Origin of the sequence: Boseongicola sp. (genome assembly GCA_014075275.1) — a bacterium.
In the GTDB taxonomy this organism is placed as follows: domain Bacteria; phylum Pseudomonadota; class Alphaproteobacteria; order Rhodobacterales; family Rhodobacteraceae.
Map to the genome: position 1 here is coordinate 2972349 of CP046179.1, position 26505 is coordinate 2998853.

Sequence of the window (26505 nt, forward strand, 5' to 3'; positions counted from 1 at the left end):
AGGCTGATGCCTTATCGGGGAAGTTGGGCAGAGCATAAGCAGGCAAATGACGGTTTATCAAAGTATTCCGCCGGAAGAGCGGCACGTTACTGAAGCGCGCGATTGGGTTGTAACGCTGGCGGGGTATCGCGAGTCGGATCATTGGCGCAGCATTTATGAACTGGCTGTTACCGTTATACCGTTCGTTTTGATATGGGGTCTGGCATGGGCTGCCTTGTCGGTCAGCTATTGGCTGACGCTTGGGCTTGCAGTTTTTAACGCGGCCTTTCTGCTACGACTTTTTGCGATCCAGCACGATTGCGGTCACGCCTCGTTCTTTGGCACCCGCAAGGTAAATGACTGGGTTGGCCGGTGTTTGGGTGTTGTGACTTTGACACCATACGACGTTTGGCGGCGCACCCATTCGATCCATCACAGCGGTTCGGGCAATCTTGACCGACGCGGGATCGGCGACATTCATACGATGACCGTAGCTGAATATAAGGCTTTGTCCCGGGGGCGGCGGTTTCAGTATCGTGTTTATCGCAATCCGGTGACGCTGTTCGTTCTGGCACCGGGGTATTTGTTTTTCATTCAGCAGCGTTTGCCTTTGGGATTAGGGGATCAATCCCGCTATTGGATCAGCGCGATGGGAACGAACGCGGCCTTGTTCGCGGCGGTTGCGACTATCTGGTATTTCGGTGGCTGGGAACCTTTGCTCTTGATCTTCGTGCCGACCACGTTGTTGGCAGCGACGGCGGGCATGTGGCTGTTTTATGTGCAGCACCAGTTCGAAGAGACTCATTGGGATCAGGACGACGACTGGCAAGTGCATGACGCCGCCCTGCATGGCAGTTCGCACTACATCCTGCCGCCGGTTTTGCAGTGGTTCAGCGCCAATATCGGCATTCACCATGTGCATCACCTTTATAGCCGCATTCCGTTTTACCGTCTGACCGAAGTGATCCGTGATCATGACGATCTGGCAAATGCGAACCGGATGACAATTGGTGAAAGTCTGGAATGTGCCAAGCTGCACCTTTGGGACGAAGAAGGTCGCCAATTGTTGTCATTCAAGCAGGCCCGCCCGCTTATTAACTGAGACTTAGGTTTTCGTGCCGGGGAAGCTGGAGATATCCAGCAGTCCCGCACCGCGCCAGAACGCCGCTGCCAGTAACGGGCCGGGTGTCATGTCTATACTATGTGGCTGGTTCGGGCGGTGGTGAATGACGTCACCGGGGCCTGCGAGATTGAGTTTTTCGCCTTCAGAATTGAATACGGCTTGTCCCGCGAGGACGAGGTAGAACTCTTCGGGTTCATGGGTGTGTTTGGGATAGGTCAGGCCAGCCCCCCAATAACCGATGGAAACGCGGATGCTGTCGGTGACAAACAGACCTTCGCGTGAGGCGATGTTCACCCAGCCGTAGTTGTCGAGATAATGCTGCGAGAAGCCATCTACTTCAGTGTAGCTTTGCTGCCATTTGAGCGCAGGCGCGGCGTCAATCAGCGCCTTGGTGGTCGCAGCGGTTCTTGCGTTGGCAAGTGGCGCAGCCTCGGGGATCAGTCGGCAGACGGGAAGTGATTGTGGCAGAGCCGGTTTCTGATCGAGGTCGCCTAGCAGCGGCGCAAACTCAGCGACGTCGCCACCTTGGCGGAGGGCGAGTTGGGCGAGTTCGTTCAGAAGGCGGCGGGACATAGGCGGATGATGCGCCCAAATGTCCGAAGTTGGAAGGTTGCGACCTTCGGTGGTCGCAACCTTTGTTCGATTATGCGCCGTCGAGGAATGTGACCTGCGGTTGGCTAGTGACGCCCGCACCTTCCATGGCGGTTCGCAGGCGGGCGCTGGTTACGTATTCTTTCGCCCGGTCGGCGCTGTCCCATTCAAACAGGCCGGTGATTGTGTTGGGGTCGCCTGCGTCGCGGAAGATCTGGGCGGATTTTTCGCCCGCTTCCTGACGCATTGGCAGGGCGTCAACGAATGCCTGCTGCCAGGTTCCGAAGTCTGCGACGCTGTGGGTGATCATAACATGTGCCATTGGGTTCTAATCCGTTTTTGCTTGTGTGGGTTTCAGTCTGTGAACCCTTGGTCGCAAGTTTCTGCGCTTTGGGACATCCTAAGGGTTGCGTAGTCGCTTTGCAAAAATGCAAAGTGGGCAAATGTATGAATGGAGCGATATTCGGATCTTTCTATCTGTCGCCAATGCCGGATCGGCAGTGGGTGCGGCGAAAGAGCTGGGCGTAAATCAGACCACCGTGAACCGACGGATCAAAGCGTTGGAGCATAGTCTGGGACTGTCACTGTTTGATCGACAGAACCGGGGGCACACGCTGACGGAACACGGTGAGATCATTCTGGCTGCGGCCAAGCGTGTGGCCGCGCCTGCCAATGATCTGTTGTTTGCGGCGGAGCGATTGCGGCGGAATATGTCGGGTGTGGTAAGGGTGACTGCGCCGGAAGAGACCAGCAATGCGGTGATCATTCCAATAGCGGCAGAGTTCCGAAAGCTGTTCCCGGATGTTCGGATTGAACAGGTGGTTGCTGATCAGAAGCTGGATATCGTGCATGGCGAAGCAGATATTGCGATCCGCAATGGTTCGCACCCCGATGATCCGCGGTTGATTGCCCAGCGATTGCCGGGGTTCAACTGGACGCTTTATTGCAGCCGGGATTACGCCGAAGCCCACGGGATGCCGGAGAGATTGGACGAGGTCGCGGCGCATGATTACGTCGGCTATGCCGGTGGGCCGAACTATTGGTCGGCGTATCAGTGGTTCATGGGGGTTGCGAAGCCGGAACGGATTGTCAGCCTGTCGAACACAGTGCCGAATATGCGGGCGGTGCTTGGATCTGGTTTGGGGGTTGGGCTGCTGCCGTGTTTTGTGGGTGATCAGGTGCCTGAGTTGGTGCGGTGTTTGGAGCCGATGGAGGAGCTCGATGCCGAAAGCTGGATGCTGACCTCGCCCGAGGCGCTGAGTTCACCGCAGGTTCGGGCGTTTGTGGATTTTCTGGTGCCGAAGATAAACGCTCAGCGACGACGCTTTACCGGGCGCGAATAAGCGCGGTTTCGGGCCGTTAGAGCGGCGTTAACGAAACGCCTCTTGCAGACTCGGACGCTCGGGCGTATATGCCTTTTCAATAGCGGCGCTTTGGCTTCCACCCCCAAGGCTCCACCGGAAAGTTTCACGGGCCGCGCGCCCGTTTTTTTGTGCCTGAAGGCAAGCTGAGCAACATGTCTGAATTGATCGCAAAAACCACTATGGATCGGCGGATGGCCGAGATCATTACCCCTGTCATCGAGGACATGGGGTATGAGTTGGTGCGCGTGCGATTGATGGGTGGCGAGACGAAGACCCTGCAGATCATGGCCGACAAGCCTGAGGGCGGGATTGAAGTTGACGCTTGCGCCGAGATTTCCACGGCGGTCAGTGCGACGCTGGATGTCGAGGACCCGTTGGAAGACGCCTATACTTTGGAAGTGTCCAGCCCCGGTATCGATCGGCCGCTGACGCGGTTGAAGGACTTCGATATCTGGAGTGGTTATGAGACCAAGCTGGAAACGACCGAGATGATCGACGGGCGGCGTCGGTTCAAGGGCGAGATTCAAGGGACCGAAGGCAATGAAGTACTGATCGAGATCGAGGAGAACGGTGCCCCGGTGACGATTGGCCTGCAATTTGACTGGCTTAGCGATGCAAAGCTGGTTCTGACAGATGAACTGATCCGCGATGTGTTGCGTGCGCGCAAAGACGCAGGTGACGTGGACGAAAAACAATTCGACGAAATACAGACCATCATAGATGGCGACGAGGAGACCTGAGATATGGCGATTACTTCCGCAAACCAGCTTGAACTTCTGCAAACGGCCGAGGCGGTCGCGCGCGAGAAGATGATCGACCCGGTCCTTGTGATCGAGGCGATGGAGGAAAGCCTGGCCCGTGCTGCAAAGAGCCGCTACGGCGCGGAAATGGACATTCGCGTGTCGATTGACCGCAAGACCGGCAAGGCGACGTTTACCCGGGTTCGCACGGTGATTGATCCTGAGGAGGAAGAGCTTGAGAACTATCAGGCGCAGATGACGCCCGAGCAGGCCAAGCAATATCTGGATGACCCGAAGCCCGGCGATAAGCTGGTTGAAGAGGTTCCGCCGGTTGAGATGGGCCGGATTGCAGCGCAGTCGGCCAAGCAGGTGATTCTGCAGAAGGTCCGCGAAGCGGAGCGGGATCGTCAGTTTGAGGAATTCAAAGACCGCGCAGGCACGATCATCAACGGTCAGGTCAAGCGCGAAGAGTATGGCAATGTCATCGTCGATATTGGCCGTGGCGAAGCTGTGCTGCGTCGCAACGAGAAGATCGGGCGCGAAAGCTATCGTCCGAACGACCGTATCCGTTGTTACATCAAGGATGTCCGCCGCGAAGCCCGTGGGCCTCAGATTTTCCTGAGCCGGACCGCGCCGGAATTCATGGCCGAACTGTTCAAGATGGAAGTTCCCGAGATTTACGACGGTATCATCGACATCAAGGCAGTTGCCCGTGACCCGGGATCGCGCGCAAAGATTGCGGTGATTTCGTATGACAACTCGATTGATCCGGTCGGTGCCTGTGTTGGTATGCGCGGTAGCCGGGTTCAAGCAGTTGTGAACGAGCTTCAGGGCGAGAAGATCGACATTATTCCTTGGAATGAAGACGCGCCGACGTTCCTGGTGAACGCATTGCAGCCTGCCGAGGTTTCGAAGGTTGTTCTGGACGAAGACGCCGGAAAAATCGAAGTGGTTGTGCCGGAAGAACAATTGTCGCTGGCAATTGGTCGCCGGGGTCAGAACGTGCGTTTGGCATCGCAGCTAACAAACCTTGATATCGACATCATGACCGAGGAAGAAGAATCGGCACGTCGTCAGGCAGAGTTCGAGCTGCGCACCAAGCTGTTCATGGACACGCTGGATCTGGACGAATTCTTTGCGCAACTTCTGGTTTCGGAAGGGTTCACGAACCTGGAAGAAGTGGCTTATGTCGAAGCGGAAGAGTTGCTGGTTATTGACGGTGTTGACGGAGACACCGCTGGCGAGCTTCAGGCCCGTGCCCGCGACTATCTGGAAGAACAAAACAAAAAAGCGCTGGACCACGCCCGCGAGTTGGGTGTGCAGGACAGTCTTATTGTATTTGAAGGCCTGACACCCCAGATGGTGGAAGCGCTGGCGGAAGACGATGTGAAAACGCTGGAAGACTTTGCTACTTGCGCTGACTGGGAGCTGGCCGGTGGCTGGACCACGGTTGATGGCGAGCGTCACAAAGACGACGGCATTCTAGAGAAATTTGACGTATCGCTTGAGGAAGCGCAAAATCTGGTGATGACAGCCCGTATTCAGCTTGGCTGGGTCGACCCTGCGGACCTTGTGTCCGAGGAGGACGGCGAAGAAGCGGAAGAGGGTAGCGTTGAAGAGGAAGCCGAAGCCTGATCGCAGGCTTCGGAGGCGCTGAATTGTCACGCGGTGGCAAGGAAAAATTTCGCGACGACCCAGAGCGTCGTTGCATCGCCACCGGCGAGCTTCAGCCCAAGCGTGGGCTGATCCGATTTGCGGTGTCGCCTGACGGGATGCTTGTGCCGGATATTATGGGCAAACTTCCCGGGCGGGGAATTTGGGTATCTGCCGAGCGGTCTGCATTGGAAGCGGCGGTCAAAAAGAAGCTGTTTTCACGCGCTGCCAAGCAACAGGTTTCGGTGTCTGAAACGCTAGTGGCTGATGTCGAAGGTTTGCTTGCGAAACGGATGATCGAGGGCATCTCGCTTGCGCGAAAAGCGGGACGTGCGATCGCAGGGTTTGAGAAGGTTAAAGACTGGCTTGGTAAGGACGAAGCGCGCATTCTTTTGCAGGCCAGTGACGGGTCTGAGCGCGGTAAAACCAAGCTGTATGCTCCGGGCGGACGGGGCAGTTTTTTCGAGGTTTTAACGGCCTCAGAATTGGGTTTGTCCTTTGGGCGCGAACGTGTGATACATGCGGCGCTCGGATTTGGCGGACTCACTGAGAGGATCAGAGAGGACGCCATCCGGCTATCTGGCGTTCGTGAAGTTGGGCCTGAAAAGGCTGCGGAAAAGGTATAAAAGACCATATGAGCGATAGTGACGGCAAAAAGACACTTGGGCTGCGCGGCAGCCGACCCGGTCAGGTAAAGCAGAGCTTTAGCCATGGGCGGACCAAGAGTGTCGTGGTCGAGACAAAACGCAAGCGCGTTGTGGTGCCCAAGCCAGGGACACCGAAGCCTTCGGGCAAGGCGGGTTCAGCAAGCCCGGCCAGCGATTCTACGAATCGTCCGGCTGGTATTTCGGATGCGGAATTAGAGCGTCGGATGAAGGCTTTGGCTGCTGCCAAGGCGCGCGAAAGCGTAGAGGCCGAACAGCGGGCGGCGGACGAGAAGGCGCGTTCTGAAGAGCGGGATCGTCGTCGGGCCGAGGTGGAAGCCAAAGAGGCTGAAGAGCGCGAGCGCGAAGAAAAAGCCAAGGCGAAAGCCGAGGAAGAGGAGCGCGCGAAAAAAGCTGCTGCCGCGGCAAAAGCCATGGCAGAAGCACCAGCGCCCGCGGCTCCCGCTGCGGCCCCGGCTGCGCCGCGCGGTGGTGCGCCAAAACCATCAAGCCCGCCACGCCGGGATCGCGACAACCGCAAGGGTGGCAAGGCCAGCCGCGATGACAATGCACGCCGGTCCGGCAAGCTGACGTTGAACCAGGCATTGGCTGGTGGCGGTGGTCGCCAGAAGTCTTTGGCTGCGATGAAGCGCAAACAAGAGCGCGCACGTCAGAAAGCCATGGGTGCGAACGTCGAGCGCGAGAAGGTTATGCGCACGGTTCAGCTGCCCGAGGCGATCACTGTTGGTGAATTGGCCAACCGGATGTCGGAACGGGTTGCGGATGTTGTGAAATCGCTGATGACCAGCGGGATTATGGCGACGCAGAACCAGTCTATTGACGCCGATACGGCTGAATTGATCATCGAAGAGTTTGGCCACACAGTTCAGCGTGTTTCTGACGCCGATGTAGAAGATGTAATTCAATCCGTTGTCGATGATGAAGGTGATCTTCAGGGTCGTCCGCCGGTGATTACGGTTATGGGTCACGTTGACCACGGTAAGACTTCGCTTTTGGATGCGATCCGGAATGCGAAAGTTGTATCGGGCGAAGCAGGCGGGATTACGCAGCACATTGGTGCGTATCAGGTTAATCAGGACGGCAAATTGCTGACGTTCCTGGATACACCTGGCCACGCGGCGTTTACGTCGATGCGGGCCCGTGGTGCGCAGGTTACGGATATTGTTGTGTTGGTGGTTGCGGCGGATGACGCTGTGATGCCGCAGACGATTGAGGCCATTAACCACGCGAAAGCGGCGGAAGTGCCGATGATCGTTGCGATCAACAAGATCGACCGCCCAGATGCCAACCCGGACAAGGTGCGTACCGATCTTTTGCAGCACGAAGTTGTTGTCGAGAAGATGTCGGGCGAAGTGCAGGACGTTGAAGTTTCGGCGATCAAGGGCACCGGTCTGGAAGAGTTGCTGGAAGCGATCTCGCTTCAGGCGGAAATTCTGGAACTGAAGGCCAACCCAGATCGCTCAGCCTCGGGCGCCGTGATTGAAGCGCAGCTTGATGTTGGTCGCGGCCCTGTCGCAACAGTTCTTGTCGAGAACGGCACCCTTCGTCAGGGCGATATCTTCGTCGTCGGCGAGCAGTTTGGTAAAGTTCGTGCGATGGAGAATGACAAAGGCGAACGGGTGAAAGAAGCCGGTCCGTCTGTTCCCGTCGAAGTTCTGGGCCTGAATGGCACGCCGGAAGCTGGTGACGTTCTGAACGTTGTCGACACCGAAGCGCAGGCCCGCGAGATCGCTGGCTATCGCGCCGATGTGGCCAAGGAAAAACGCGCGGCTGCTGGTGCGGCGACGACGCTGGAACAGTTGATGGCGAAGGCGAAGGAAGACGAAAACGTCGCCGAGCTGCCGATTCTTGTGAAGGCCGACGTGCAGGGCTCTGCCGAAGCTATTATCCAGGCGATGGCAAAGATCGGGAACGACGAAGTGCGCGTGCGGGTTCTGCACTCGGGCGTGGGCGCGATTACTGAAAGCGATATCGGCCTGGCCGAAGCTTCGGGCGCGCCGGTTTTTGGTTTCAACGTTCGTGCCAATGCTTCGGCCCGCAACACCGCCAACCAGAAGGGCATCGAAATCCGCTATTACAGTGTGATTTATGACCTTGTGGATGACGTTAAAGCGGCGGCATCGGGTCTGCTAAGTGCTGAAGTCCGCGAGACATTTATCGGTTATGCGCAGATCAAAGAGGTCTTCAAGGTTTCCAACGTCGGCAAGGTTGCCGGTTGTCTTGTCACCGAGGGCGTTGCACGCCGGTCGGCTGGTGTGCGTCTGCTGCGCGACGACGTGGTGATTCACGAAGGCACGCTGAAAACGCTGAAGCGCTTCAAGGATGAAGTGCCTGAGGTTCAGTCGGGTCAGGAATGCGGGATGGCGTTTGAGAACTATGAAGACATTCGCCCGAACGACGTGATCGAAATCTTCACCCGTGAAGAGGTGGAGCGGAACCTGACCTGATGGGTTCGCAATTATGAAGTTGAATTAGAAACGCCGCCTCCGAAAAGAGGCGGCGTTTCGTCTTTTGCAGTTCCCGTGAGTGCGCTGCAAAAGCCGGGACTCAGACGGGAAAACCAAAAAACAGGCGAGACCCAACGCGCACAGCGATGCGTCCATCTGCCAATGACTGAACAAAATGACCTTGAACCGAAATTCGGCTGCTTAAAAGTATCGTTCGTATCATCCCGCCGACCCCCGGTAATTCGGCTTGTGAACCATACACTAGTGTATGCGGGCTGCATAGAAAAAGGTTCGTGGTAGGCGAGAGTGCGTCAAACACACCTCAATCTAAAGATGAAATGAGCTGCTTGGAGATACCGTCAAGGATGCTTCGGTCACCCATGCTAACTGATACTGTCATTGCGCCCTGAAGCTGTGACTGAATGCGGAGCGCTGTGGCGCGTTTGTCTTGAATGCTCGCGGGCATTGCAGCCATCAGCCATTCGATATTGTTTTCATAGAATTGAGCAACACGGGATGAAACGTTGTCGGGTAGGCCAGTGGATTCGGCTGCGAGCATTCCGCAAAGGCATTGTACGCCGGAAGTTTCGAGAGCGTCTTGGTATACTTGGCAAAACGCCTGCAAAGAGGCTGGCCAGTCTAATTGACCGGCGGGACCGAGATTTTCGGCAATGCGAGTTGCATATCGATCAACCACGGCATGACCGAGGTCCTGTTTGTGGCGGAAGTGATAGTGGATGCTTGCGGACTTGATTCCCAGGTCGTCGGAAATGTCACGAAAACTGAACGCGTGGTAACCGCGCTGACGAATGGCGCGTTCAGCGATGTCCAGGATCTGAGTTCGGGTATCTGGCATGGTAATCACGATTTTACTATCTATCACTAGATAGGCTTGACGGGGGGGAAGCGGCAAGATCATAAGTTACCTATCTAGTGATAGGTAAGGATAACGGATGAAAGTATATGATTTTGAGGGATTTCCCAATCCTGCACGAGTGAGAATCGCCTTGGCTGAAAAGAACCTGATGGGGAAGGTCGAGTTTGTCTCGGTCAATGTTCCTGAAGGTGAGCACCAAAGCGCAGCGTTCCGAGCAAAGAACCCGTCGGCTGCTGTGCCGATGTTGGAGTTGGATGACGGTACGTGCATTTCTGAATGCACGGCTATAACCGAGTATCTGGATAACCTGGATGGAGCGCCGAGTCTGACGGGCAAAACTCCTAGGGAACGGGCCGTCGTGCATATGATGCAACGGCGTGCGGAGGCCGGGCTATTGGATGCAGTAGCGACATACTTTCATCACGCGACCCCGGGGTTGGGGGCCGATATCGAAGGGTATCAGTGCGGCGAATGGGGCGAGCATCAGAAACAAAACGCGCTGAAGGGGATGCAGTATCTTGACGGGGTTCTGGCGGATCAGCCTTACTTGGCGGGTGATGATTTCAGTATGGCAGACATCACGGCATTTGCCGGGTTGGCCTTTGCGGATTTCGCCGAGATTGCAGTGCCGGAAACCTGCGGTAACTTGATCGAATGGCGTGCGCGTGTGGCGACCCGGCCTTCGGTTGCTGGTTAAGAGAGCGAGATTGATTATGGGACTGAATTCGGACTTCTCGGTGCGCGCGGCGGTTCATAGCGCGGACATTCCTTGGGTGCCTTCTCCGATGGCTGGGGTTGATCGGCGGATGCTGGACAGGATCGGTGATGAAGTGGCGCGGGCGACGACGATTGTGCGCTATGCGCCAGGCAGCAAATTTTCGCCCCACGTGCATACCGGTGGCGAGGAGTTTCTGGTGCTGGAGGGTGTGTTTCAGGACGAGCATGGAGATTTTCCGGCAGGTAGCTATATCCGCAATCCACCGGAATCGTCTCACACGCCGGGATCCGAGCCGGGCTGCACGATATTTGTGAAGCTGTGGCAGATGGACTTGGACGACCGGACCCATGTGCGGGTGGATACAGGCAAGATGCGGTTTGTTCCTGATCGGGATGGTGCCGTTGTGATGCCGCTGTTTTCGGATGGTCGCGAAGATGTGGTGCTGGAGCGTTGGGCGGCGGGAGCCAAAGTGTCTTTGGACGCGTCTGGCGGTTTGGAATTGCTGGTGATCGACGGCGGGTTTGCCGAGGCGGGCGAGACTTTCAGGGTCGGAAGCTGGCTGCGGTTGCCGAAAGGCGGCGGATCTGTTGCGACCGTTGGCACGGAAGGTGCGCGGGTCTGGATCAAACGGGATCACTTGCGCGAGGAACCGACGGCACCGTTGGCGTAACGGGTTACAGCCAGTCGCGCAGGATCGGGATCAGAGGGATGTCAGCGGGCGGCATTGGGTAGTCTTTCAATGCCTGCGCCCGAACCCATTTAAGGGCCTGACCTTCGCGGGACGTTGGCGTGCCTTCCCATTTGCGGCAGGCGAACAGAGGCATCAGAAGGTGGAAGTCTTCGTAAGTGTGGCTGGCGAAAGTCAGCGGGGCGAGGCAACTGGCCCATGTGTTGATGCCCAACTCTTCTTCCAACTCGCGGATCAGGGCGACCTCGGGGGTTTCGCCAGGTTCGACTTTGCCGCCGGGAAACTCCCACAGCCCGGCCATGGATTTACCTTCCGGGCGCTGAGCAATCAGGACGCGACTATCGGGGTCAATCAGGGCAACTGCCGAAACCAGAAGCGTTTTCACGAGCGGTAGTCGGCGTTGATGCTGATGTATTGCGCCGTCAGGTCACAGGTGAAGACGGTGGCGGTGCCATTGCCCAGACCCATGTCGACGCAGATGTCGATTTCATCGCCCTTCATGTGTTCGGCAGCTTCGGCTTCGGAATAGTCCGGGGCGACCTGGCCGTTTTGGGCGACTTCGACATCGCCGAAGCGGATGCAAAGGCGGTCGCGGTCGGCTTCGGCGCCTGATTTGCCAATCGCCATAACGATGCGGCCCCAATTGGGGTCTTCGCCCGCAATGGCGGTTTTGACGAGGGGTGAGTTTGCGATGGATAGCGCGGTGCGTTTGGCATCGGCCTTGTCGACCGCGCCAGTGACGCAGATGGTCACGAACTTTGAAGCCCCTTCGCCATCGCGGACCACTTGTTTGGCGAGGTCATCCATGACTTCGAACAGGGCGGCGGCGAAGCCTTCGCTATCGGTGACATCCACGCCAGATGTGCCTGTGGCGGCAACGAGGAGCGTGTCTGATGTTGAGGTATCGCTGTCAACCGTTATACAGTTGAACGTGTCTTCGCATTGATTTGCGACAAGCTGTTGCAGGGCGTCGAAGCCGATTTCGGCGTCGGTGAAAATGTAGACAAGCATAGTCGCCATATCGGGGGCGATCATCCCGGAACCCTTTGCAATGCCTGCGATTTTCACCGGTTTGCCGTCGATCTGCACCGTGCGACCTGCGCCTTTCGGGAAGGTGTCGGTGGTCATGATGGCCTGGGCTGCCGCGGCGATGCCGTCGGGGGACAGCGTGTCGGTCAGACCATTTACGACTGTAGTGATCCGGTCATGGGGCAATGCCTCGCCAATGACACCGGTGGAGGATGTGAAGACGCGGGATTGCGGGATGTTGAGTGTGGCGGCGACGGCATCAGTGACCGCTTCGACCGCCTGCACGCCCTTTATGCCAGTGAAGGCGTTGGCGTTGCCTGAGTTCACAAGGATGGCGGCGGGGCCGCCGGAGGGGCCGCCGAGTTTGGCCTGACAATCCAGAACCGGTGCAGCGCGCGTTTTGGACTTGGTGAATGTGCCCGCGATGGTGGTGCCGGCAGCCAGTTCGGCCAACATTACATCGGTACGGCCGGCGTATTTTATGCCCGCTTCGACCGTCGAAAAGCGAACGCCGTCAATAACGGGAAGAGACGGAAACCCGCCTTTGGGTGCCAGAGGCGATACGGGCATTGCACCGGCCATAGCTTACTCTCCTAAGATGGAAATATCGTCCAGTAGCGCTGGATCGATCTGGTCGACGGTCATACGCGAGATTGTTGCCGTCTCGGTCAGCTCCATAGCGCGGGCCTCGATGGCCTGGCGTTGTACTTGCTGTTCTATTTCACCACGGACTTGCTCCAGTGTTGGGGCGTCTTTCTGGCGTTTTTCGTTCAGTCGGACGACATGCCAGCCGAACTGCGTTTGAACGGGGGCAGAGATGTTACCCGGGTCAAGAGCTATAACGGCAGCCTCGAATGGAGGAACCATGGCACCGATCCCGAACCAGCCCAATTGTCCGCCGTTGGGGCCGGAAGGTCCGGTGGATTTTTCCTGCGCCAAAAGGGCGAAGTCCGCGCCGCCATTTAACTGATCGACCAGAGCAATTGCTTCTTCTTCGGTGTCGACCAGAATGTGGCTGGCATTGAATTCGGTTTCTGGCTCAATGGCCCCGTAGCTGGCGTCATACGTTGCTTGAAGCGCTGCATCTGTCGAGGCTTGCTCAGAAAGTTCCTGCATGACTTGAGAGGCGCGAAGCAACCGTTCTTCGTTGTCCAGTGTGGCGCGAGATCCGATGGTCAAATCGTCACCATCCTGTCCTAAGAGCGTTTGTTGTACCAGTTGATCAAGGATGCCATCGAACAAAACGTTCGGCGGCAGCTGTTGATACTGTTCAGGGAGACGCTGTTTCAGCACGATCATGTGGGCCAACGTAATGTCGGTGCCGTTTACTGAGGCGACTACCATGTTTGGATCGGCATGATTATCGGAGCTGGCGGGTGCAGATAGCGCCACAAAGGCAACAGCCGCGGCGTAAATTGTGCGTTTAATCAGCATATCTGATCCTCTCTGAGCGCCGCGAGGTGTGGCGACGTTGACACTGTGAATACGGGCCCTTACATCGCCTTGCAGCGGGTGAGGCGGTTATCGTTTTGCCCTTCTATGGCGGGCCAGAGGCACGGGCAAGCGTAACTCCTCACACGAACTCGTCACATACACGCACGAAGGCAGGTGCAGATGCTTGGTTTTGGAACGATTGCAAAGAAGGTCTTCGGGACCGTTAACGACCGTCGGATTAAGTCGGGGCAGCCCGTCGTAGACCGGATCAATGCGATGGAGGCGGACTTTGCGGCGTTGTCGGACGACGGCTTGATCGAGAAGACAGCAGAGTTCAAACAGCGCGTGGCTGATGGTGAGTCGCTGGACGACATCTTGCCAGAGGCATTTGCGAACTGTCGAGAAGCTGCCAAGCGTGCTTTGGGACTGCGGGCGTTTGATGTTCAATTAATTGGCGGCATGATGCTGCACCAGGGCAATATCGCCGAGATGAAGACGGGTGAGGGAAAGACCCTCGTTGCGACTTTGCCGGCTTACCTAAACGCTCTGACGGGCAAGGGCGTTCACATCGTGACGGTGAACGACTATCTGGTTCGGCGCGATGCGTCATGGATGGGCAAAGTATTCTCGGCACTCGGTATGACAACCGGTGCGGTCTATCCGCAGCAACCTGAAGACGAGAAGAAAGAAGCCTATGCTGCCGACGTCACCTATGCCACCAACAATGAGCTGGGTTTTGACTATCTTCGCGACAATATGAAATCGACGCTGTTGGATATGAGTCAGCGTGGCCATTACTTTGCAATTGTCGATGAAGTTGACTCGATTTTGATCGACGAGGCGCGGACTCCGTTGATTATTTCGGGTCCTGCTCAGGACCGATCCGAACTTTACGTCACAATCGACAAGTTGATCCCAGAAGTCCTGGAAGAGCATTTCACGTTGGATGAAAAAACGCGAAACGTGACTTATACGGACGAGGGCAACGAGTTTCTGGAAGAGCTGCTGCTCAGTTCTGGTCTGCTGCCCGAGGGACAATCGCTTTATGATCCAGAATCAACGACTCTGGTACACCACGTTAATCAGGGTCTGCGTGCGCATAAGTTATTTGCGCGCGACAAGGACTATATCGTTCGAGACGGTGAAGTTGTTCTAATCGATGAGTTTACAGGTCGAATGATGGCCGGACGACGTCTGTCGGATGGTTTGCATCAGGCAATAGAAGCGAAAGAAGGCGCGAACATTCAGCCCGAGAATGTGACGTTGGCAAGTGTGACGTTCCAGAACTATTTCCGATTGTATGATAAATTGGCAGGTATGACGGGAACGGCGTCTACCGAGGCCGACGAATTCATGGAGATTTACAATCTGGGCGTTGTCGAGGTTCCGACAAATGTGCGGGTCGCCCGTGAAGACGAAGACGACCAGATTTTCCGCACTGCGAAAGAAAAGTTTGACGGAGTTGTCGAGGCGATTAAAGAAGCCAACGCCAAGGATCAGCCGGTTTTGGTGGGCACAACATCAATTGAGCGATCTGAGTTTCTGGCCGAGTTGCTGACGAAAGAGGGCATTCCCCACAAGGTTCTGAATGCACGTCATCACGAACAGGAAGCTGAGATTGTCGCCGACGCTGGTAAACCCGGAGGCGTAACAATTGCGACCAACATGGCTGGTCGCGGCACCGACATTCAGCTCGGCGGCAACGTCGAGATGCGCGTGTTGCAGGCTTTGGCGGAAGATCCCGAAGCTGACCCGGAAGAGGTGCGTTCCAAGATTGAAGCCGAAGTTGCAGATGCCAAAGAGAAGGTATTGGCGGCTGGCGGGCTTTATGTTCTGGCGACTGAGCGGCACGAAAGCCGCCGGATCGACAACCAGCTGCGCGGTCGTTCAGGTCGGCAAGGCGACCCAGGGCGGTCATCGTTTTTCCTTAGCCTGGAAGACGATCTGATGCGTATCTTTGGCTCTGAGCGATTGGACAAGGTGCTGAGCACGCTTGGGATGGCCGAGGGCGAGGCGATCAAACACCCTTGGGTAAACAAGTCTTTGGAGCGGGCGCAGGCCAAGGTTGAAGGGCGTAACTTTGACATTCGTAAGCAGCTATTGAAGTTCGACGATGTGATGAACGATCAGCGGAAGGTGATCTTTGGTCAGCGTCGTGAGGTGATGGAGGCCGATGATCTGGTCGAGATTGTGCAGGATATGCGCCATCAGGTGATCGATGATCTGGTTGATACTCATATGCCTCCGAAAACCTACGCGGATCAGTGGGATACCGAAGGTTTGAAGGCTGCCTTGGAGGAAAACCTGGGCGTCGTGGTGCCTGTGGTCGAATGGGCTGAAGAAGAAGGCGTCGATGATGAAGCCATTCTTGAGCGTCTGTATGAGGCTTCAGATGCCTATATGGCCGGAAAGACGGAACAGTTCGGCGAAGAGAACATGCGGTCCATTGAAAAGCAGTTGCTGCTACAGACAATGGACGCCAAATGGCGCGAGCATTTGTTGACGCTGGAGCACTTGCGCTCGGTCGTTGGGTTCCGCGGTTATGCACAGCGGGATCCGCTGAACGAATACAAAACCGAGGCGTTCCAGTTGTTTGAAGGTCTGTTGGATGGATTGCGCGGAGAAGTGACAGAGAAGCTGTCGAAAATTCGCCCCATGACCGAAGAAGAACAGCAGGCGATGATGCAACAGATGTTAAATCAGCAACGAGCGGCCGTTGGTCTTGCGCCGGTTGGGGAAGGCGGTGAGGCAGACGGTCAACCGCCAGCGCCAACGCAGGACGCCGTTGATGCTGGGTTTGTGGCCGATGATCCTACGACCTGGGGGAACCCAGGAAGGAACGATTCATGTCCTTGCGGGTCGGGGAAGAAGTTCAAACACTGCCATGGGGCTATCTAAGCGTCTGTGACGTAATCGACTCAAATGCCTTGTAAATTTGCGCGCGCGTGTTCGGAAGGACGCGCGCGTTTGCATTCTGAGGTAATAGATTTCTGAAACGATTGACCGGCATCAAAAGATCGGTCCGGTGTTTGGCTTTGGCCGCACATCTGAAACGGAGGCAGGCATGAAGTTCCTAGCGTCGCTAAATTTGCGCCGTGCAGCGATCATTATTGGCACGCTGCTGGTTGCCTTCGGCAGCGGTCATTACATGCAGAATGTTCTGGTTCTGGATGAAGATGTCGCAGTGGTGGGCGGAACACCAGAAGCGGCACCGTCTGTGCGAAGAGCCGGTGAGGTCCCATCATTTCCTGTGCCTCCCGCTGCGACATTGGTTCCGATGCCAATGCCGATGCCGGATGATCGCGAACCTTTGGCGGACGAAGCACCAGTCATCGTTTTTCCGCAAGAGGATGCGTCTTTGGTGCCGAAGGGCGCGCCGTGTAGGGCGGTGGTGCGCGCTGAAGCCAAGTCTATGGGACTGGTTCAATTGGTCATCGAGGCACCCTGCCATCAGGGTGCCAACCTGCTTATCAAGCACGCCGGTTTATCGGTGGACCATCGCCTGGACGATGCCGGTAGGTCTGCGATCGACTTCCCTGTATTGACGGACCCCGCCTCGATTTCGGTGACCTTGCCAGACATGACGGAACGAAGCGTTTCGGTCGATGTACCGGAACTGTCAGGGATTTATCGTGCCGCGTTGGCGTGGGATGGCGAACAGATTGCTGGACTGCACACCTTAGAAGGCGCTGCCGGTTACGGTGACGCGGGTCATATTCACGCCTTGAATCCAGGCTCGGCCGAGCGCGGAAGGCAAGGTGGAGGATTCTTAGTGCGGCTTGGCGATGGTTGGGGTGGTTCGGCAGAGATATATACGTTTCCGCGCGAGGATGCGTTTACCTCTGGTCTCGTTCGGCTAAGTGCTGAAATTGAGGTGACATCTGAAACCTGTGAGCGGCGCGCTAACGCAAGAGCGATTCAAACTGACGCATTGGGTGGTTTGGCGTCGGCCGACATAGTGATAACCACACCGGATTGCACCGCCTTGGGCGAAATTGTTGTGTTGGACAGGGTGTATAGTGGCCTTGAACTCGCCGCCCGCTAGATCATAGGTAACCGGCTGATCTAAAAGAAAACTCATCCGACTTTCCGATGACAAGATGGTCGTGAAGCGTGATTGAAAGAACGCTTGCGGCCTGGTTGATTTGTTCCGTCATGGCGATGTCGGGCTGCGATGGAGAAGGATCACCAGAAGGGTGGTTATGCACCAAAATCAGTGCGGATGCATTGAGTTCCAGTGCTCGTTTTACAACCTCACGTGGGTAGACAGGAACATGGTCGATAGTGCCCTTGGCTTGGGCTCCGTCTGCTATCAGAACATTTTTGCGATCAAGATAGAGGACACGAAACTGTTCGATCTCCAGATGCGCCATGGTTGTTCGGCAATAGTCCAGGAGACTATCCCACGACGAAAGGACGTGCGACTTCATAACTTTTGCACGCGCCATGCGATGAGCCGCCGCTTCAACAATCTTTAGATCCAGAGTAGCAGTTTTGCCGATGCCGCGCACTTCGAGGAGACGGATTATTGGAGCGGAAAGGACTTTGTTAAGGTCGCCAAATGTCTTCAACAGACGATGTGCGACTGGCTTGACATCGCATCGCGGCAACGACCTGAACAGGATCAGTTCCAACAGTTCGTATTCGGGCATTGCTGCTGACCCGCCAACTTCGAACCGCGCACGCAACCGATTGCGATGATCCTTGATATAGGATGGTTGATTGCCTTTCGCACCGGTCATGATCAATTCTTGCCCTTCGAATAGGGGTAATGGTGGTTCACGAAAGGCTCCTGGTTCAGACATGGTGGAAAGCTGGACCAGCCTTGGTGAATAAGCGGTTAATACCCGCACGAAATTTCTTCGGACAAAGTAGGGCGATTTCCAGAACTGTTCAGCGAGCGGGAACGCCTGTTGCCATGAAAACAACCAGCCGGAAATTTATTCGAAAGAAGAAATTCGACACGGATTTCGGTCGTGCACAGTGGAGAATGTTCTGAATTCGGACGACAAGACGGAAGATTCAGGCACCACAATGTGCCAGAGTCCGGCGACCGACCGTTCCTGGCATTCGAGTGTTATTGCTCGTAAAAACGAATGCATGACTTTTTGAGCGATTGCCAAAATTCGTAGATCGCGGCCCGTTCTGCCAATATATTAAGCGAATCTGGACATTCTCATAGGTGCTGGTTCTCTTTGGAACTGAAAGTTCAAATTTTTAGATGATCATGCGCCGGTAGGTCTCTCATCGCGAAAATCGCTTGAATTCTGCACAATCCGATGAGGCAAGACGGCGGTATTTCCGGCAGCGAGCAATTCGTCAGAATTCGCGCATTGACGGACACAGTTGCCAGGTCATTGCCCCGATCGGAGAGCGATTGAGCTTGACTTGGGTCGCAATCTTACAAATTAAGTCGTTCCAACTAAGAAGAAAGTCCTAATTCGTCGGGAATTTGGCTCGGTTAAGTTAGCAGGTTGGGCAAGTGCATATTCAGTTGATCAGTTTTCATGTGTGGTCGTTAGTTCCACTTGAGTATGCGGGATAGCTGCATGTTTCAGGATGCCCTATCAGGATTTGCGCTTGGACTTAGCTTTATAATCGCTATCGGCGCGCAGAATGTATTCGTTCTTCGACAAGGCATGATGCGGGCGCATGTTCTGCCCGTCGTGTTGACCTGTGCCATATCGGATGCGGTGCTGATTTCGTTTGGTGTTGGTGGGTTCGGTTGGATCATCCAGAGTGCTTCATGGGTTACACCGTTGTTGACCTTTGGGGGCGCGTTGTTCCTTTTGGTCTACGGCGGCATCAGCGCCTATCGTGCCCTTCGGCCAAAGGACAACTACGAGGACATCGGCAAGATTGACCCCGGGCCGCGCTCTTCCGCCATTTTGACTTGCCTGGCGCTGACTTGGTTAAATCCGCACGTCTATCTGGACACTGTAGTTTTAATGGGGACAGTTTCGACCCACTATGACTCGCGTCTATCGTTTGCACTGGGTGCAATTGTTGCCAGTTTTACGTTTTTCTTTTCCCTTGGTTACGGAGCCCAAAGGTTAGCGCCGTATTTCAAGAGCCGAACCGCATGGCGTTTTCTTGATACAATGGTAGCATTGATCATGTGGGCGATCGCCGCGAAGTTGCTTTTGGGATGACTTGAAGTCCTTGCGGACCTACTCGGCTGGGATCGTGCCTTGTTCCAAAACCGTTTTGTCAGAGGGTAGTGCTATTGCTGCATTGGTACGCGTTGCGTAACAGTGTTCGCCAGTCAGCGTTGTGTGGGAATTTGGCAAATGCGTTGCAGGGATCTGCGGGAACAGATGGTGCACCAGATGATAGCAGTCGTTGCGCGGAAAAAACAACCAACGAACCAGAGGTGGAACCGCAACATTTCGCGACGCGTCCAGATCGTCAGTCGCCTGGGTTAATCCAGCGTGGTCGATGCAATCGACCCAATAGTTGATTGCAGGAAACACAAAGGCGAAAGGAACCAGAATTAAAAACAGCCCTGCCATTGGGTTCAGCAAGGTGAACCAAATGAATGCCACAATGAGCAGAACGCGGAACAACAGGAACGGCAATCCGTCGCGCAGAGAAAGATTGGTGCCCAGATAATAGGGCAGGTGCTTGCCCATCAATGGTGTGAAGATGTGACGGAATATGACGCGCGGCGTCAAAGGGTCTTCCAGGCGCAGATCTTGAAGCCCCTTCAGGTCGAGGTCGTGTTCATAGTCGCCAAGGTGGGCATGGTGAGAAAGATGCTCTTTCCGGAAATCCTCGAAGGATTTAAGTAGCAGTGACGCGCAAAACTTTCCGATTAGAACATTGTCCGACCGCTTTTTGGTGAAGGTCGCGTGTGAGCATTCGTGAATGATGTTGTTGAGCGCTCGCATGCGCGTGCCGATGAAAATGATGAGGAGAAATACACCGGCGATGGCAACTGCGGATGAGGTATTTTCCATCAAATACTGGCCGGTCAGAACCGCTAAAGAAATTTGCAGAATGAAACTGGCGACAACAGCAACGGCTGCAAGTCGCCCCTGCTTCTCCATTCCTACGAAGTTGCGCGCAAATTTGTGACGCAATTCTATTGCAGACATCGTCGAGCCCCCACGGCCAATATTTCGCCGTGAATAGGTCGCATTAATGACACAATCTCAAGAGCATTGGTCGGGCGTTTTGATGTTGCATTAGCATTTCTAATGAATAATCGAGAATGTTCTGCATTCAGATTGAAGCGGTGAGACAAATTATCGGATATTCTCGATGCCGTATTAGTATTCCTAATGCTGTTAATAGAAAATTCTTTTGGGCGGTCGCGGAGCCGATTTTCGGAGATTGCATCAATGGGATGTTGGAGACGCATTGATTCCAAGTCTCGAACAATCCTTGCGCATGGAATTCCTGCATCCAAGCGGTGGGTTTAATTCAGCTGATAGATTCGATTGCCCGTTGCCGGAGGAACTGGCGCGGTGGATCTATGTTTCGAGAGCTGTCAGGTTTTCTAGTATTTCAACAAATTCGTTGGCGAAGGAAATTTGACTTGAGCGTTGGGATACTAAGGCGGAAACCACTCTGTTTTCGCGAAGGTCGGCGACTGCTCTGAATGTAAGGTTGCCTGGCAGGTCTTGGACAACGGATTGGGGTAGCAGAGTTACCCATTTGCCGGTTTGGATCATGCCAATGAGTGAGATGGTGTTGTGGGCATGAAGTCTTGTGCTGGCTAGAGCCTGAGCAACATCGGGGTGTTCGATTTGTCTGCATAGGCTGTTTCCCATGAAGTTCGCGGCAAGGACGTCGGCAAGTCCAATTATGGTCTTTTGCTGCGCGAGAGGATGTTCAGGGGCGCATGTCAGGCCGAAAAGGTCTTGAAACAGAACTTTGGTGTGGACCCCGTTTAGATTGGGCTGGCCTGAAGCGATGCCGACATCAGCCTGACCGCGAACGAGGGAGTCTATGACCATATCCGTGTCTGTATCGCGAATGTCGATTTTTAGTCCATCATGGCGGTCCGTCAGTTGTTCGACCGCCTTTGGAACCATGATACCCGCGGTCGACGGAATGGACGCTATGCGCAGCAGGCCACTTGGCGAGCGTGCAGAAGTTTCGATCTGACGGACTGTGGCATCGAAGTTTTGCAACTCTTGTTGGGCCAGGGCGAAGACCTGTTCACCTAGTGGCGTTAACCTGTTCTTGCGTTCGCCTTCGAATAGCTTTTCGCCAAGGTGATCTTCCAGCTGCTTGAGTGTCATTGAAATTGCGGACTGCGTTCGCCCCAGGCGGTTGGCTGCTTCGGAAAGATTTCCGGTTTGTGCAACGTGATTGAAAGCGCGCAGCATCTCGATTTTGATAGCCAACTTCAAAAATCCTTAAGTTTAGTTCAATAATTTGAGTTTGACTGATATCCCAATGAAGATCCACTGTGCTGGAGTAATTTTGAAATGGGGAGCGCTTGGCGTGGGCGACGTAAAGCTAAACTTGATTGCTGGTGAATGGGTCTCGGGAGAGGGTGAAGTCGAGAACAGGAACCCGTCTGATCTTACCGACCTTGTTGGAGTTTTTGCGCAAGCAAGCAGCAGCCAGCTAGACTTCGCGTTGGAGCGTGCTCATTCGGCGCAGCGTCAATGGGCGGGTTACGGTCTGGAGCGGCGTCAGGCTGTTCTTATGGCGATTGGCAATGAACTGATTGCGCGCTCAGAAGAGCTGGGGACGTTGCTGAGCCGCGAAGAAGGCAAGCCCTTGGCAGAGGGCAAGGGCGAGATCTATCGCGCTGGGCAGTTCTTTACATATTACGCCGCCGAATGTCTGCGCCAGCTTGGCGAAAACGCAGATAGCGTGCGCGACGGGATTGAGATTGATGTGCGCCGCGAGCCTGTTGGTGTGGTTGCAATCATCTCGCCATGGAACTTCCCGACTGCGACGGCATCATGGAAAATTGCGCCTGCGCTTTGTTACGGCAACGCAGTTGTATGGAAGCCCGCCAATGTGACGCCCGCATCGGCTGTGGCTTTGGCCGAAATCATTGCCCGTCAGGATATTCCCGAGGGGTTGTTCTCGTTGGTGATGGGTTCCGGTCGGGCCATTGGTCAGAGGCTGGTTGAAAGCACTGAAGTTGATGCGATTTCGTTTACCGGGTCTGTTCCTGTGGGTCGTGGAATTGCGCAGGCGGCGGTTCAAAACTTTACCAAAGTGCAGCTTGAGATGGGTTCCAAGAACGCATTGGCGGTAATGGACGATGCCAATCTTGATTTGGCAGTGACCGTTGCGCTGGGCGGTGCTTTCGGAGGGTCGGGTCAGAAGTGCACCGCCTCTTCCCGCTTGGTGGTTCAAGACGGCGTTCACGACGCTTTTGTCGAGAAGCTCGTCGCAGGCGCAAAAGCGATGAAAGTTGGTCATGCCTTGGAAGAAGGAACCCAGATTGGGCCTGTGGTCAGCGCAGGACAACTTCAGGAGAACCTTGACTATGTCGGGGTAGGGAAGTCCGAGGGAGCCGATCTTGTTTGTGGTGGTGAACAATTGGAGCGTCCGCATGATGGTTTCTACATGTCTCCAGGTGTTTTTCTAAACACCACCAACGACATGCGCATCAACCGTGAAGAGATGTTCGCGCCGCTGACTTCAGTCATCCGAGTCGGGAGTTATGACGAAGCATTGGCCGTGGTAAATGATACCAAGTTTGGTCTGACTTCGGGCATTGTGACCCGTAGTTTGGCTCGCGCCACGCATTTCCGCAGGAACGCACGAACCGGAGTTGTTACGGTTAATCTGCCGACAGCTGGCACGGACTATCATGTGCCGTTTGGCGGACGTGGCGAAAGCTCGTACGGACCTCGCGAGCAAGGCCGGACGGCAGCCGAGTTCTATACCACGGTCAAGACAGCCTACATCAGCGCCGGGACGCCAGACTGATGAGGATCGACTGCCTTCAATACGCGAATTGGTCTGAAAAGATCTTCCGACAAATGCGGGAAGGCGGTGTCGACGCTGTTCATGTGACGATTGCCTATCACGAAACGTTTCGAGAAACGGTATTGAACTTTGAGCAGTGGAACCGTTGGTTTGAGCAGCATTCCGACCTGATCGTGAAGGGTCACACTGCCAAAGACATTGATCTGGCCCGCGAAACGGGGCGTACTGCAATCTTCTTTGGATTTCAGAACCCAAGCCCAATTGAAGATGACATTGGGCTGGTCGAGATTGTCCACACTCTGGGCGCGCGTTTCATGCAGCTAACCTATAACAACCAGTCACTTCTGGCGACGGGGTGTTATGAGACCGAAGATTGCGGTGTTACCCGCATGGGGCGTCAGGTTATCCGCGAAATGAATCGCGTTGGACTTGTTGTGGACATGAGTCATTCGGCCGACCGTTCGACGATTGAGGCCGCAGAAATTTCAGAACGACCAATCGCCATCACTCACGCGAACCCTTTTGATTGGTCGCCAGCACTTCGTAACAAGAAGGAGGGTGTTATTCGCGCCGTGACAGACAACGGCGGTATGTTTGGGTTTTCGCTTTACCCGCATCATTTGAGGGGCAAATCAGGATGCACGCTTCAGTCTTTTTGTGAGATGATCGCGCGCACCGCTGACCAATTTGGAACTGATAAATTTGGGATTGGTTCGGATCTTTGTCAGGATCAACCCGACAGTATTGTTGAATGGATGCGGGTGGGTCGCTGGACCAAGGAAATCGACTACGGGGAAGGTTCGGCATCGGCGCCGGGATTCCCGCCTATGCCAAGTTGGTTCCGCGATAATCGGGATTTCGCAAACATAGAAACAGGTCTCGGTGACGTTGGGATGAGCGACGACGAGATCAAAGGCATCATGGGCGGCAATTGGTATCGCTTTTTTGCCGAGAATTTTGGACCGGCTGGGTGACGACCGGGGCAGGCAATATCCAGCGTCGGCCGCCGGAGGTGGTGATGCGCCTGAAGCGATTGGGATCGCTTCATCAGTGTCGGCTGAGTTTTATGCGAGTGCTGACCAGACGAATGGCGCGCGAGAAGTGGGATTTTACGCGTCCGGTTTTTGACATTGATGCCAATGGTGTTGGTCACGCGATATACTCGGTTAAGGGTCTCGAACGCACATATTCATTGGTTGCATTTGCGCATGATTTGCCCGCCGATCAGAGATCGGATCGTGTGATTGCAGAAGCCTGGGATGCGACTTTTACTCTGTATGATGGCGTTCCCAGTGCGGAAGATATCGAGCGGCTGAAACAGAACGTTCCCCTGCAAGAAGCGGGGCGCATCCAGGCATCTGAATTGTCATTGTCGCGGGCCAATCGATCTGTTCGTCTTTGGGCCCATGTAGTCGAGGCACTGGCTGGTGGGCGACAACCCGACCGAGATCAGATCGAAGCTGTTGGATATCTGATGCGAACTACGGCCGTTTATGGTTCGGGAAAATTTGGTGCGGCAGATCGCGAAACGATTGCAGACCGTCCAGAGCTTTCGGCTCCGTTTCAGGCTGAAATGCTGTCGGTTTATTTGATCCGAGTGTTTGTGCGCGACCTCGTTCAGCACATGGCGCGCGCCGTCGGGGGAGAGATGGCGGTGGAACTGGATCCTGTCATTGCGCGGCAGATAGGGATCGGAAACTCGACAGGCCTGGGGATGGCCCCTTTCATCGTTAACCATCCCGTTTTATTCAACAATTGGATCATTGCACGGGAAGAAGCTATTGCGAGGGTGCGCTCGGTCGAGACTGCGTTGGAAGAAGAAGCCACGGAGTTTTTGGATATCCTTCGTCGGAGCGCGAAGTCAGTGCATCTTTGGACATCTGTCCACCCTTTGCAGGTCAAAAAATTAGAGGCCTTGCGGGCGGATATCTCTTTGCTCATCGATCACCTTTCCGAAGCAGATTTGCGGTCGGATAGTCCATGGAACCGCTTGTTCCAGTGGGCTGAAACAGCTTTGTCCGAAGAGGGTCAGGAGCTATTGGCATCGTTGATGCTCGAGCCGTACGAACATCTGGTCGATGGTCTGTCTGATTGTATGTCGGACAGTAATGCAGATGCTTTTCGGATCGACGGTTCCATGACGATTTCCCAAGTGCAGGAGCATTTGTTGCGAGCCTTTGGTTGGGCGAAAGATATTGATTGGGCATCGCCTGAAAATTGCGAGCGAGCGTGGTATGTCTCCGAAGAAAAACTAGAGCCGCGCTTAGGCGAACGGTTTGAAGAGCCAATCGAAGATTATGAACAACCGCTTGCCCCTGCGCGCGATGCGACATCTGTTTTGGATGCCTTGGTGGATTGGGAGCCGGATGCGCCGATAGCAGAGTTCCTTCTGCGCCATCCCGAGCATCGTCATTCGGTGCGACGTGCTCAGATGAGCCGTTTTGCGCCATATGGTGAGATTCAAGATAACACTATCAGCGCGACGGTAATGCCGATTGATATGTTGCGGGCAAAGTTATCATTTTTTGGCGCAACGCATTTTGACCCACGTTCAGATCGGTGGGTCCGAATTTGTATGTATGCCGGTGCGCCCTATCCCGAAGACCTTTCATCGCAAAACTCAGTTCTTTGGGTTTACCCGGAGGTGTTGGTGTCGTGACCTATTCCTTGAATGAGATACAAACCACTTCAAAGAAAGCGACGAGGGGCGCTGGATATTCCTGGGGATTGGCCGAAGAAGCCGGATTTGCCGTGCGCTGGCTATGTAACCAGGGCATGGACGGATGTGCGGCACTGGCTCGGACACTGACCCAGTTCGACGGAGCGGATTTCATGGATATTTCACCGAACGTGCAGGGTGAACAATGGAGTGCCAAAGGGGATGTTCTTTGTCCGTTGATTGCCGGTGCAGTCCTGTCCGATCATGCAAATAAGTTGAGGGCTCAGGCGGTCAATGTGGGACCGGTTCTGGAGCCAAGCTTGCTTATTCCGTTTGCGGCGCTTTGCGCCAGAGCGCTTCAAGGGGTTGTGACTGTCGAATTTCCTGGTGGCGTTGCCATTTTGGACGGAAACAACCTGAGCTATTCCGGTCATGCCGGTTCTGCGACTGAGATTGTCGTGATTAGACTAGGAGGAGAGCTTGGGACGCCCAATGCTGCCGTCAGCAGGGGCAATCCGGAGTCATCAGCCTGGGACGCTTTAAACAAATTTGCACAACGGACCTATGCGCCCGCGACAGAAGAGAGTCGCATGAAGGGAGCGGGGGCCGAGCTGCCGATTGTTGGTTGAAGG

At 55.1% G+C, this 26505-nt stretch carries 24 protein-coding genes; 15 read left to right on the forward strand and 9 right to left on the reverse strand.

Going from position 1 to position 26505, the window contains the following annotated elements; genetic code table 11:
* Positions 1-46 precede the first annotated feature (46 nt).
* Entirely contained in the window at positions 47-1081 is a 1035-nt protein-coding gene (locus GKR98_14940; protein QMU59366.1) for a fatty acid desaturase, read from the forward strand.
* A gap of 3 nt (positions 1082-1084) precedes the next feature.
* Here the strand turns inward: GKR98_14940 and GKR98_14945 are convergent, their stop codons facing one another.
* Positions 1085-1675: a cupin domain-containing protein gene (locus GKR98_14945; protein ID QMU59367.1), complete on the reverse strand. Its 591-nt coding sequence runs from the start codon at positions 1673-1675 to the stop codon at positions 1085-1087.
* 70 nt (positions 1676-1745) lie between these two features.
* Entirely contained in the window at positions 1746-2015 is a 270-nt protein-coding gene (locus GKR98_14950; protein QMU59368.1) for a hypothetical protein, read from the reverse strand.
* Positions 2016-2121: 106 nt separating this feature from the next.
* Here GKR98_14950 and GKR98_14955 point away from each other — a divergent pair, with 106 nt between their 5' ends.
* From GKR98_14955 to infB, 5 genes are all read left to right on the forward strand, one after another.
* A complete protein-coding gene (locus GKR98_14955) occupies positions 2122-3036 on the forward strand; it encodes a LysR family transcriptional regulator (protein QMU59369.1) in 915 nt (304 codons plus the stop codon).
* Between the two features lie 173 nt (positions 3037-3209).
* Positions 3210-3797, forward strand: a complete 588-nt coding sequence (gene rimP / locus GKR98_14960; protein ID QMU59370.1) for a ribosome maturation factor RimP — start codon at positions 3210-3212, stop codon at positions 3795-3797.
* A 3-nt stretch (positions 3798-3800) separates the two neighbouring features.
* A complete protein-coding gene (gene nusA / locus GKR98_14965; GenBank protein QMU59371.1) occupies positions 3801-5432 on the forward strand; it encodes a transcription termination/antitermination protein NusA in 1632 nt (543 codons plus the stop codon).
* Positions 5433-5455: 23 nt separating this feature from the next.
* Positions 5456-6076 carry an RNA-binding protein gene (locus tag GKR98_14970; GenBank protein ID QMU59372.1) on the forward strand — a complete coding sequence of 207 codons (621 nt, stop codon included), beginning with the start codon at positions 5456-5458 and terminating at the stop codon, positions 6074-6076.
* A gap of 8 nt (positions 6077-6084) precedes the next feature.
* A complete protein-coding gene (gene infB, locus GKR98_14975; GenBank protein ID QMU59373.1) occupies positions 6085-8562 on the forward strand; it encodes a translation initiation factor IF-2 in 2478 nt (825 codons plus the stop codon).
* A 322-nt stretch (positions 8563-8884) separates the two neighbouring features.
* Here the strand turns inward: infB and GKR98_14980 are convergent, their stop codons facing one another.
* The gene (locus GKR98_14980) at positions 8885-9481 is read right to left on the reverse strand and encodes a TetR family transcriptional regulator (GenBank protein QMU59374.1); all 597 of its coding nucleotides are present in this window, start codon (positions 9479-9481) and stop codon (positions 8885-8887) included.
* A gap of 34 nt (positions 9482-9515) precedes the next feature.
* Between GKR98_14980 and GKR98_14985 the strand changes: the two genes are divergently transcribed.
* Together GKR98_14985 and GKR98_14990 are read left to right on the forward strand one after the other, a co-directional pair.
* A complete protein-coding gene (locus GKR98_14985; protein ID QMU59375.1) occupies positions 9516-10136 on the forward strand; it encodes a glutathione S-transferase in 621 nt (206 codons plus the stop codon).
* 16 nt (positions 10137-10152) lie between these two features.
* The gene (locus GKR98_14990) at positions 10153-10827 is read left to right on the forward strand and encodes a cupin (protein ID QMU59376.1); all 675 of its coding nucleotides are present in this window, start codon (positions 10153-10155) and stop codon (positions 10825-10827) included.
* A 4-nt stretch (positions 10828-10831) separates the two neighbouring features.
* On the opposite strand, the gene mutT is transcribed toward GKR98_14990, so the two are convergent.
* Genes mutT through GKR98_15005 form a run of 3 tightly spaced genes read right to left on the reverse strand, consistent with a single transcriptional unit; the run spans position 10832 to position 13308 of the window.
* Complete coding sequence (gene mutT, locus GKR98_14995) at positions 10832-11230, reverse strand: 8-oxo-dGTP diphosphatase MutT (GenBank protein QMU59377.1); 399 nt, start codon at positions 11228-11230, stop codon at positions 10832-10834.
* Entirely contained in the window at positions 11227-12456 is a 1230-nt protein-coding gene (gene argJ / locus GKR98_15000; GenBank protein QMU59378.1) for a bifunctional glutamate N-acetyltransferase/amino-acid acetyltransferase ArgJ, read from the reverse strand. The genes mutT and argJ overlap by 4 nt, the downstream gene beginning before the upstream one ends.
* Positions 12457-12459: 3 nt before the next feature.
* Positions 12460-13308: a peptidylprolyl isomerase gene (locus tag GKR98_15005; protein ID QMU59379.1), complete on the reverse strand. Its 849-nt coding sequence runs from the start codon at positions 13306-13308 to the stop codon at positions 12460-12462.
* A gap of 180 nt (positions 13309-13488) precedes the next feature.
* Here GKR98_15005 and secA point away from each other — a divergent pair, with 180 nt between their 5' ends.
* Together secA and GKR98_15015 are read left to right on the forward strand one after the other, a co-directional pair.
* The gene (secA, locus tag GKR98_15010) at positions 13489-16206 is read left to right on the forward strand and encodes a preprotein translocase subunit SecA (GenBank protein QMU59380.1); all 2718 of its coding nucleotides are present in this window, start codon (positions 13489-13491) and stop codon (positions 16204-16206) included.
* 166 nt (positions 16207-16372) lie between these two features.
* Positions 16373-17353 carry a hypothetical protein gene (locus GKR98_15015; protein QMU59381.1) on the forward strand — a complete coding sequence of 327 codons (981 nt, stop codon included), beginning with the start codon at positions 16373-16375 and terminating at the stop codon, positions 17351-17353.
* Position 17354: 1 nt separating this feature from the next.
* Here the strand turns inward: GKR98_15015 and radC are convergent, their stop codons facing one another.
* Positions 17355-18113 carry a DNA repair protein RadC gene (gene radC, locus GKR98_15020; GenBank protein ID QMU59382.1) on the reverse strand — a complete coding sequence of 253 codons (759 nt, stop codon included), beginning with the start codon at positions 18111-18113 and terminating at the stop codon, positions 17355-17357.
* A gap of 744 nt (positions 18114-18857) precedes the next feature.
* On the opposite strand from radC, the gene GKR98_15025 reads away from it, so the two are divergent.
* Positions 18858-19460 carry an amino acid transporter gene (locus tag GKR98_15025; protein QMU59383.1) on the forward strand — a complete coding sequence of 201 codons (603 nt, stop codon included), beginning with the start codon at positions 18858-18860 and terminating at the stop codon, positions 19458-19460.
* 18 nt (positions 19461-19478) lie between these two features.
* Here GKR98_15025 and GKR98_15030 read toward each other — a convergent pair whose 3' ends face one another.
* Together GKR98_15030 and GKR98_15035 are read right to left on the reverse strand one after the other, a co-directional pair.
* A complete protein-coding gene (locus tag GKR98_15030) occupies positions 19479-20405 on the reverse strand; it encodes a hypothetical protein (GenBank protein ID QMU59384.1) in 927 nt (308 codons plus the stop codon).
* Positions 20406-20783: 378 nt separating this feature from the next.
* Positions 20784-21662 (reverse strand): LysR family transcriptional regulator, encoded by an 879-nt coding sequence (locus GKR98_15035; GenBank protein ID QMU59385.1) that lies wholly within the window; start codon positions 21660-21662, stop codon positions 20784-20786.
* Between the two features lie 100 nt (positions 21663-21762).
* Here GKR98_15035 and GKR98_15040 point away from each other — a divergent pair, with 100 nt between their 5' ends.
* The 4 genes from GKR98_15040 to GKR98_15055 are packed head-to-tail and all read left to right on the forward strand — an operon-like array spanning position 21763 to position 26502.
* A complete protein-coding gene (locus tag GKR98_15040) occupies positions 21763-23214 on the forward strand; it encodes an aldehyde dehydrogenase family protein (protein QMU60123.1) in 1452 nt (483 codons plus the stop codon).
* Complete coding sequence (locus GKR98_15045; protein QMU59386.1) at positions 23214-24188, forward strand: membrane dipeptidase; 975 nt, start codon at positions 23214-23216, stop codon at positions 24186-24188. Before GKR98_15040 ends, GKR98_15045 begins: the two co-directional genes overlap by 1 nt.
* Before the next feature lie 44 nt (positions 24189-24232).
* Complete coding sequence (locus tag GKR98_15050; protein ID QMU60124.1) at positions 24233-25873, forward strand: hypothetical protein; 1641 nt, start codon at positions 24233-24235, stop codon at positions 25871-25873.
* Positions 25774-26502, forward strand: coding sequence for a DUF3726 domain-containing protein (locus tag GKR98_15055; protein QMU59387.1), 729 nt, complete (start codon positions 25774-25776; stop codon positions 26500-26502). The genes GKR98_15050 and GKR98_15055 overlap by 100 nt, the downstream gene beginning before the upstream one ends.
* The last annotated feature ends 3 nt before the right edge of the window (positions 26503-26505 follow it).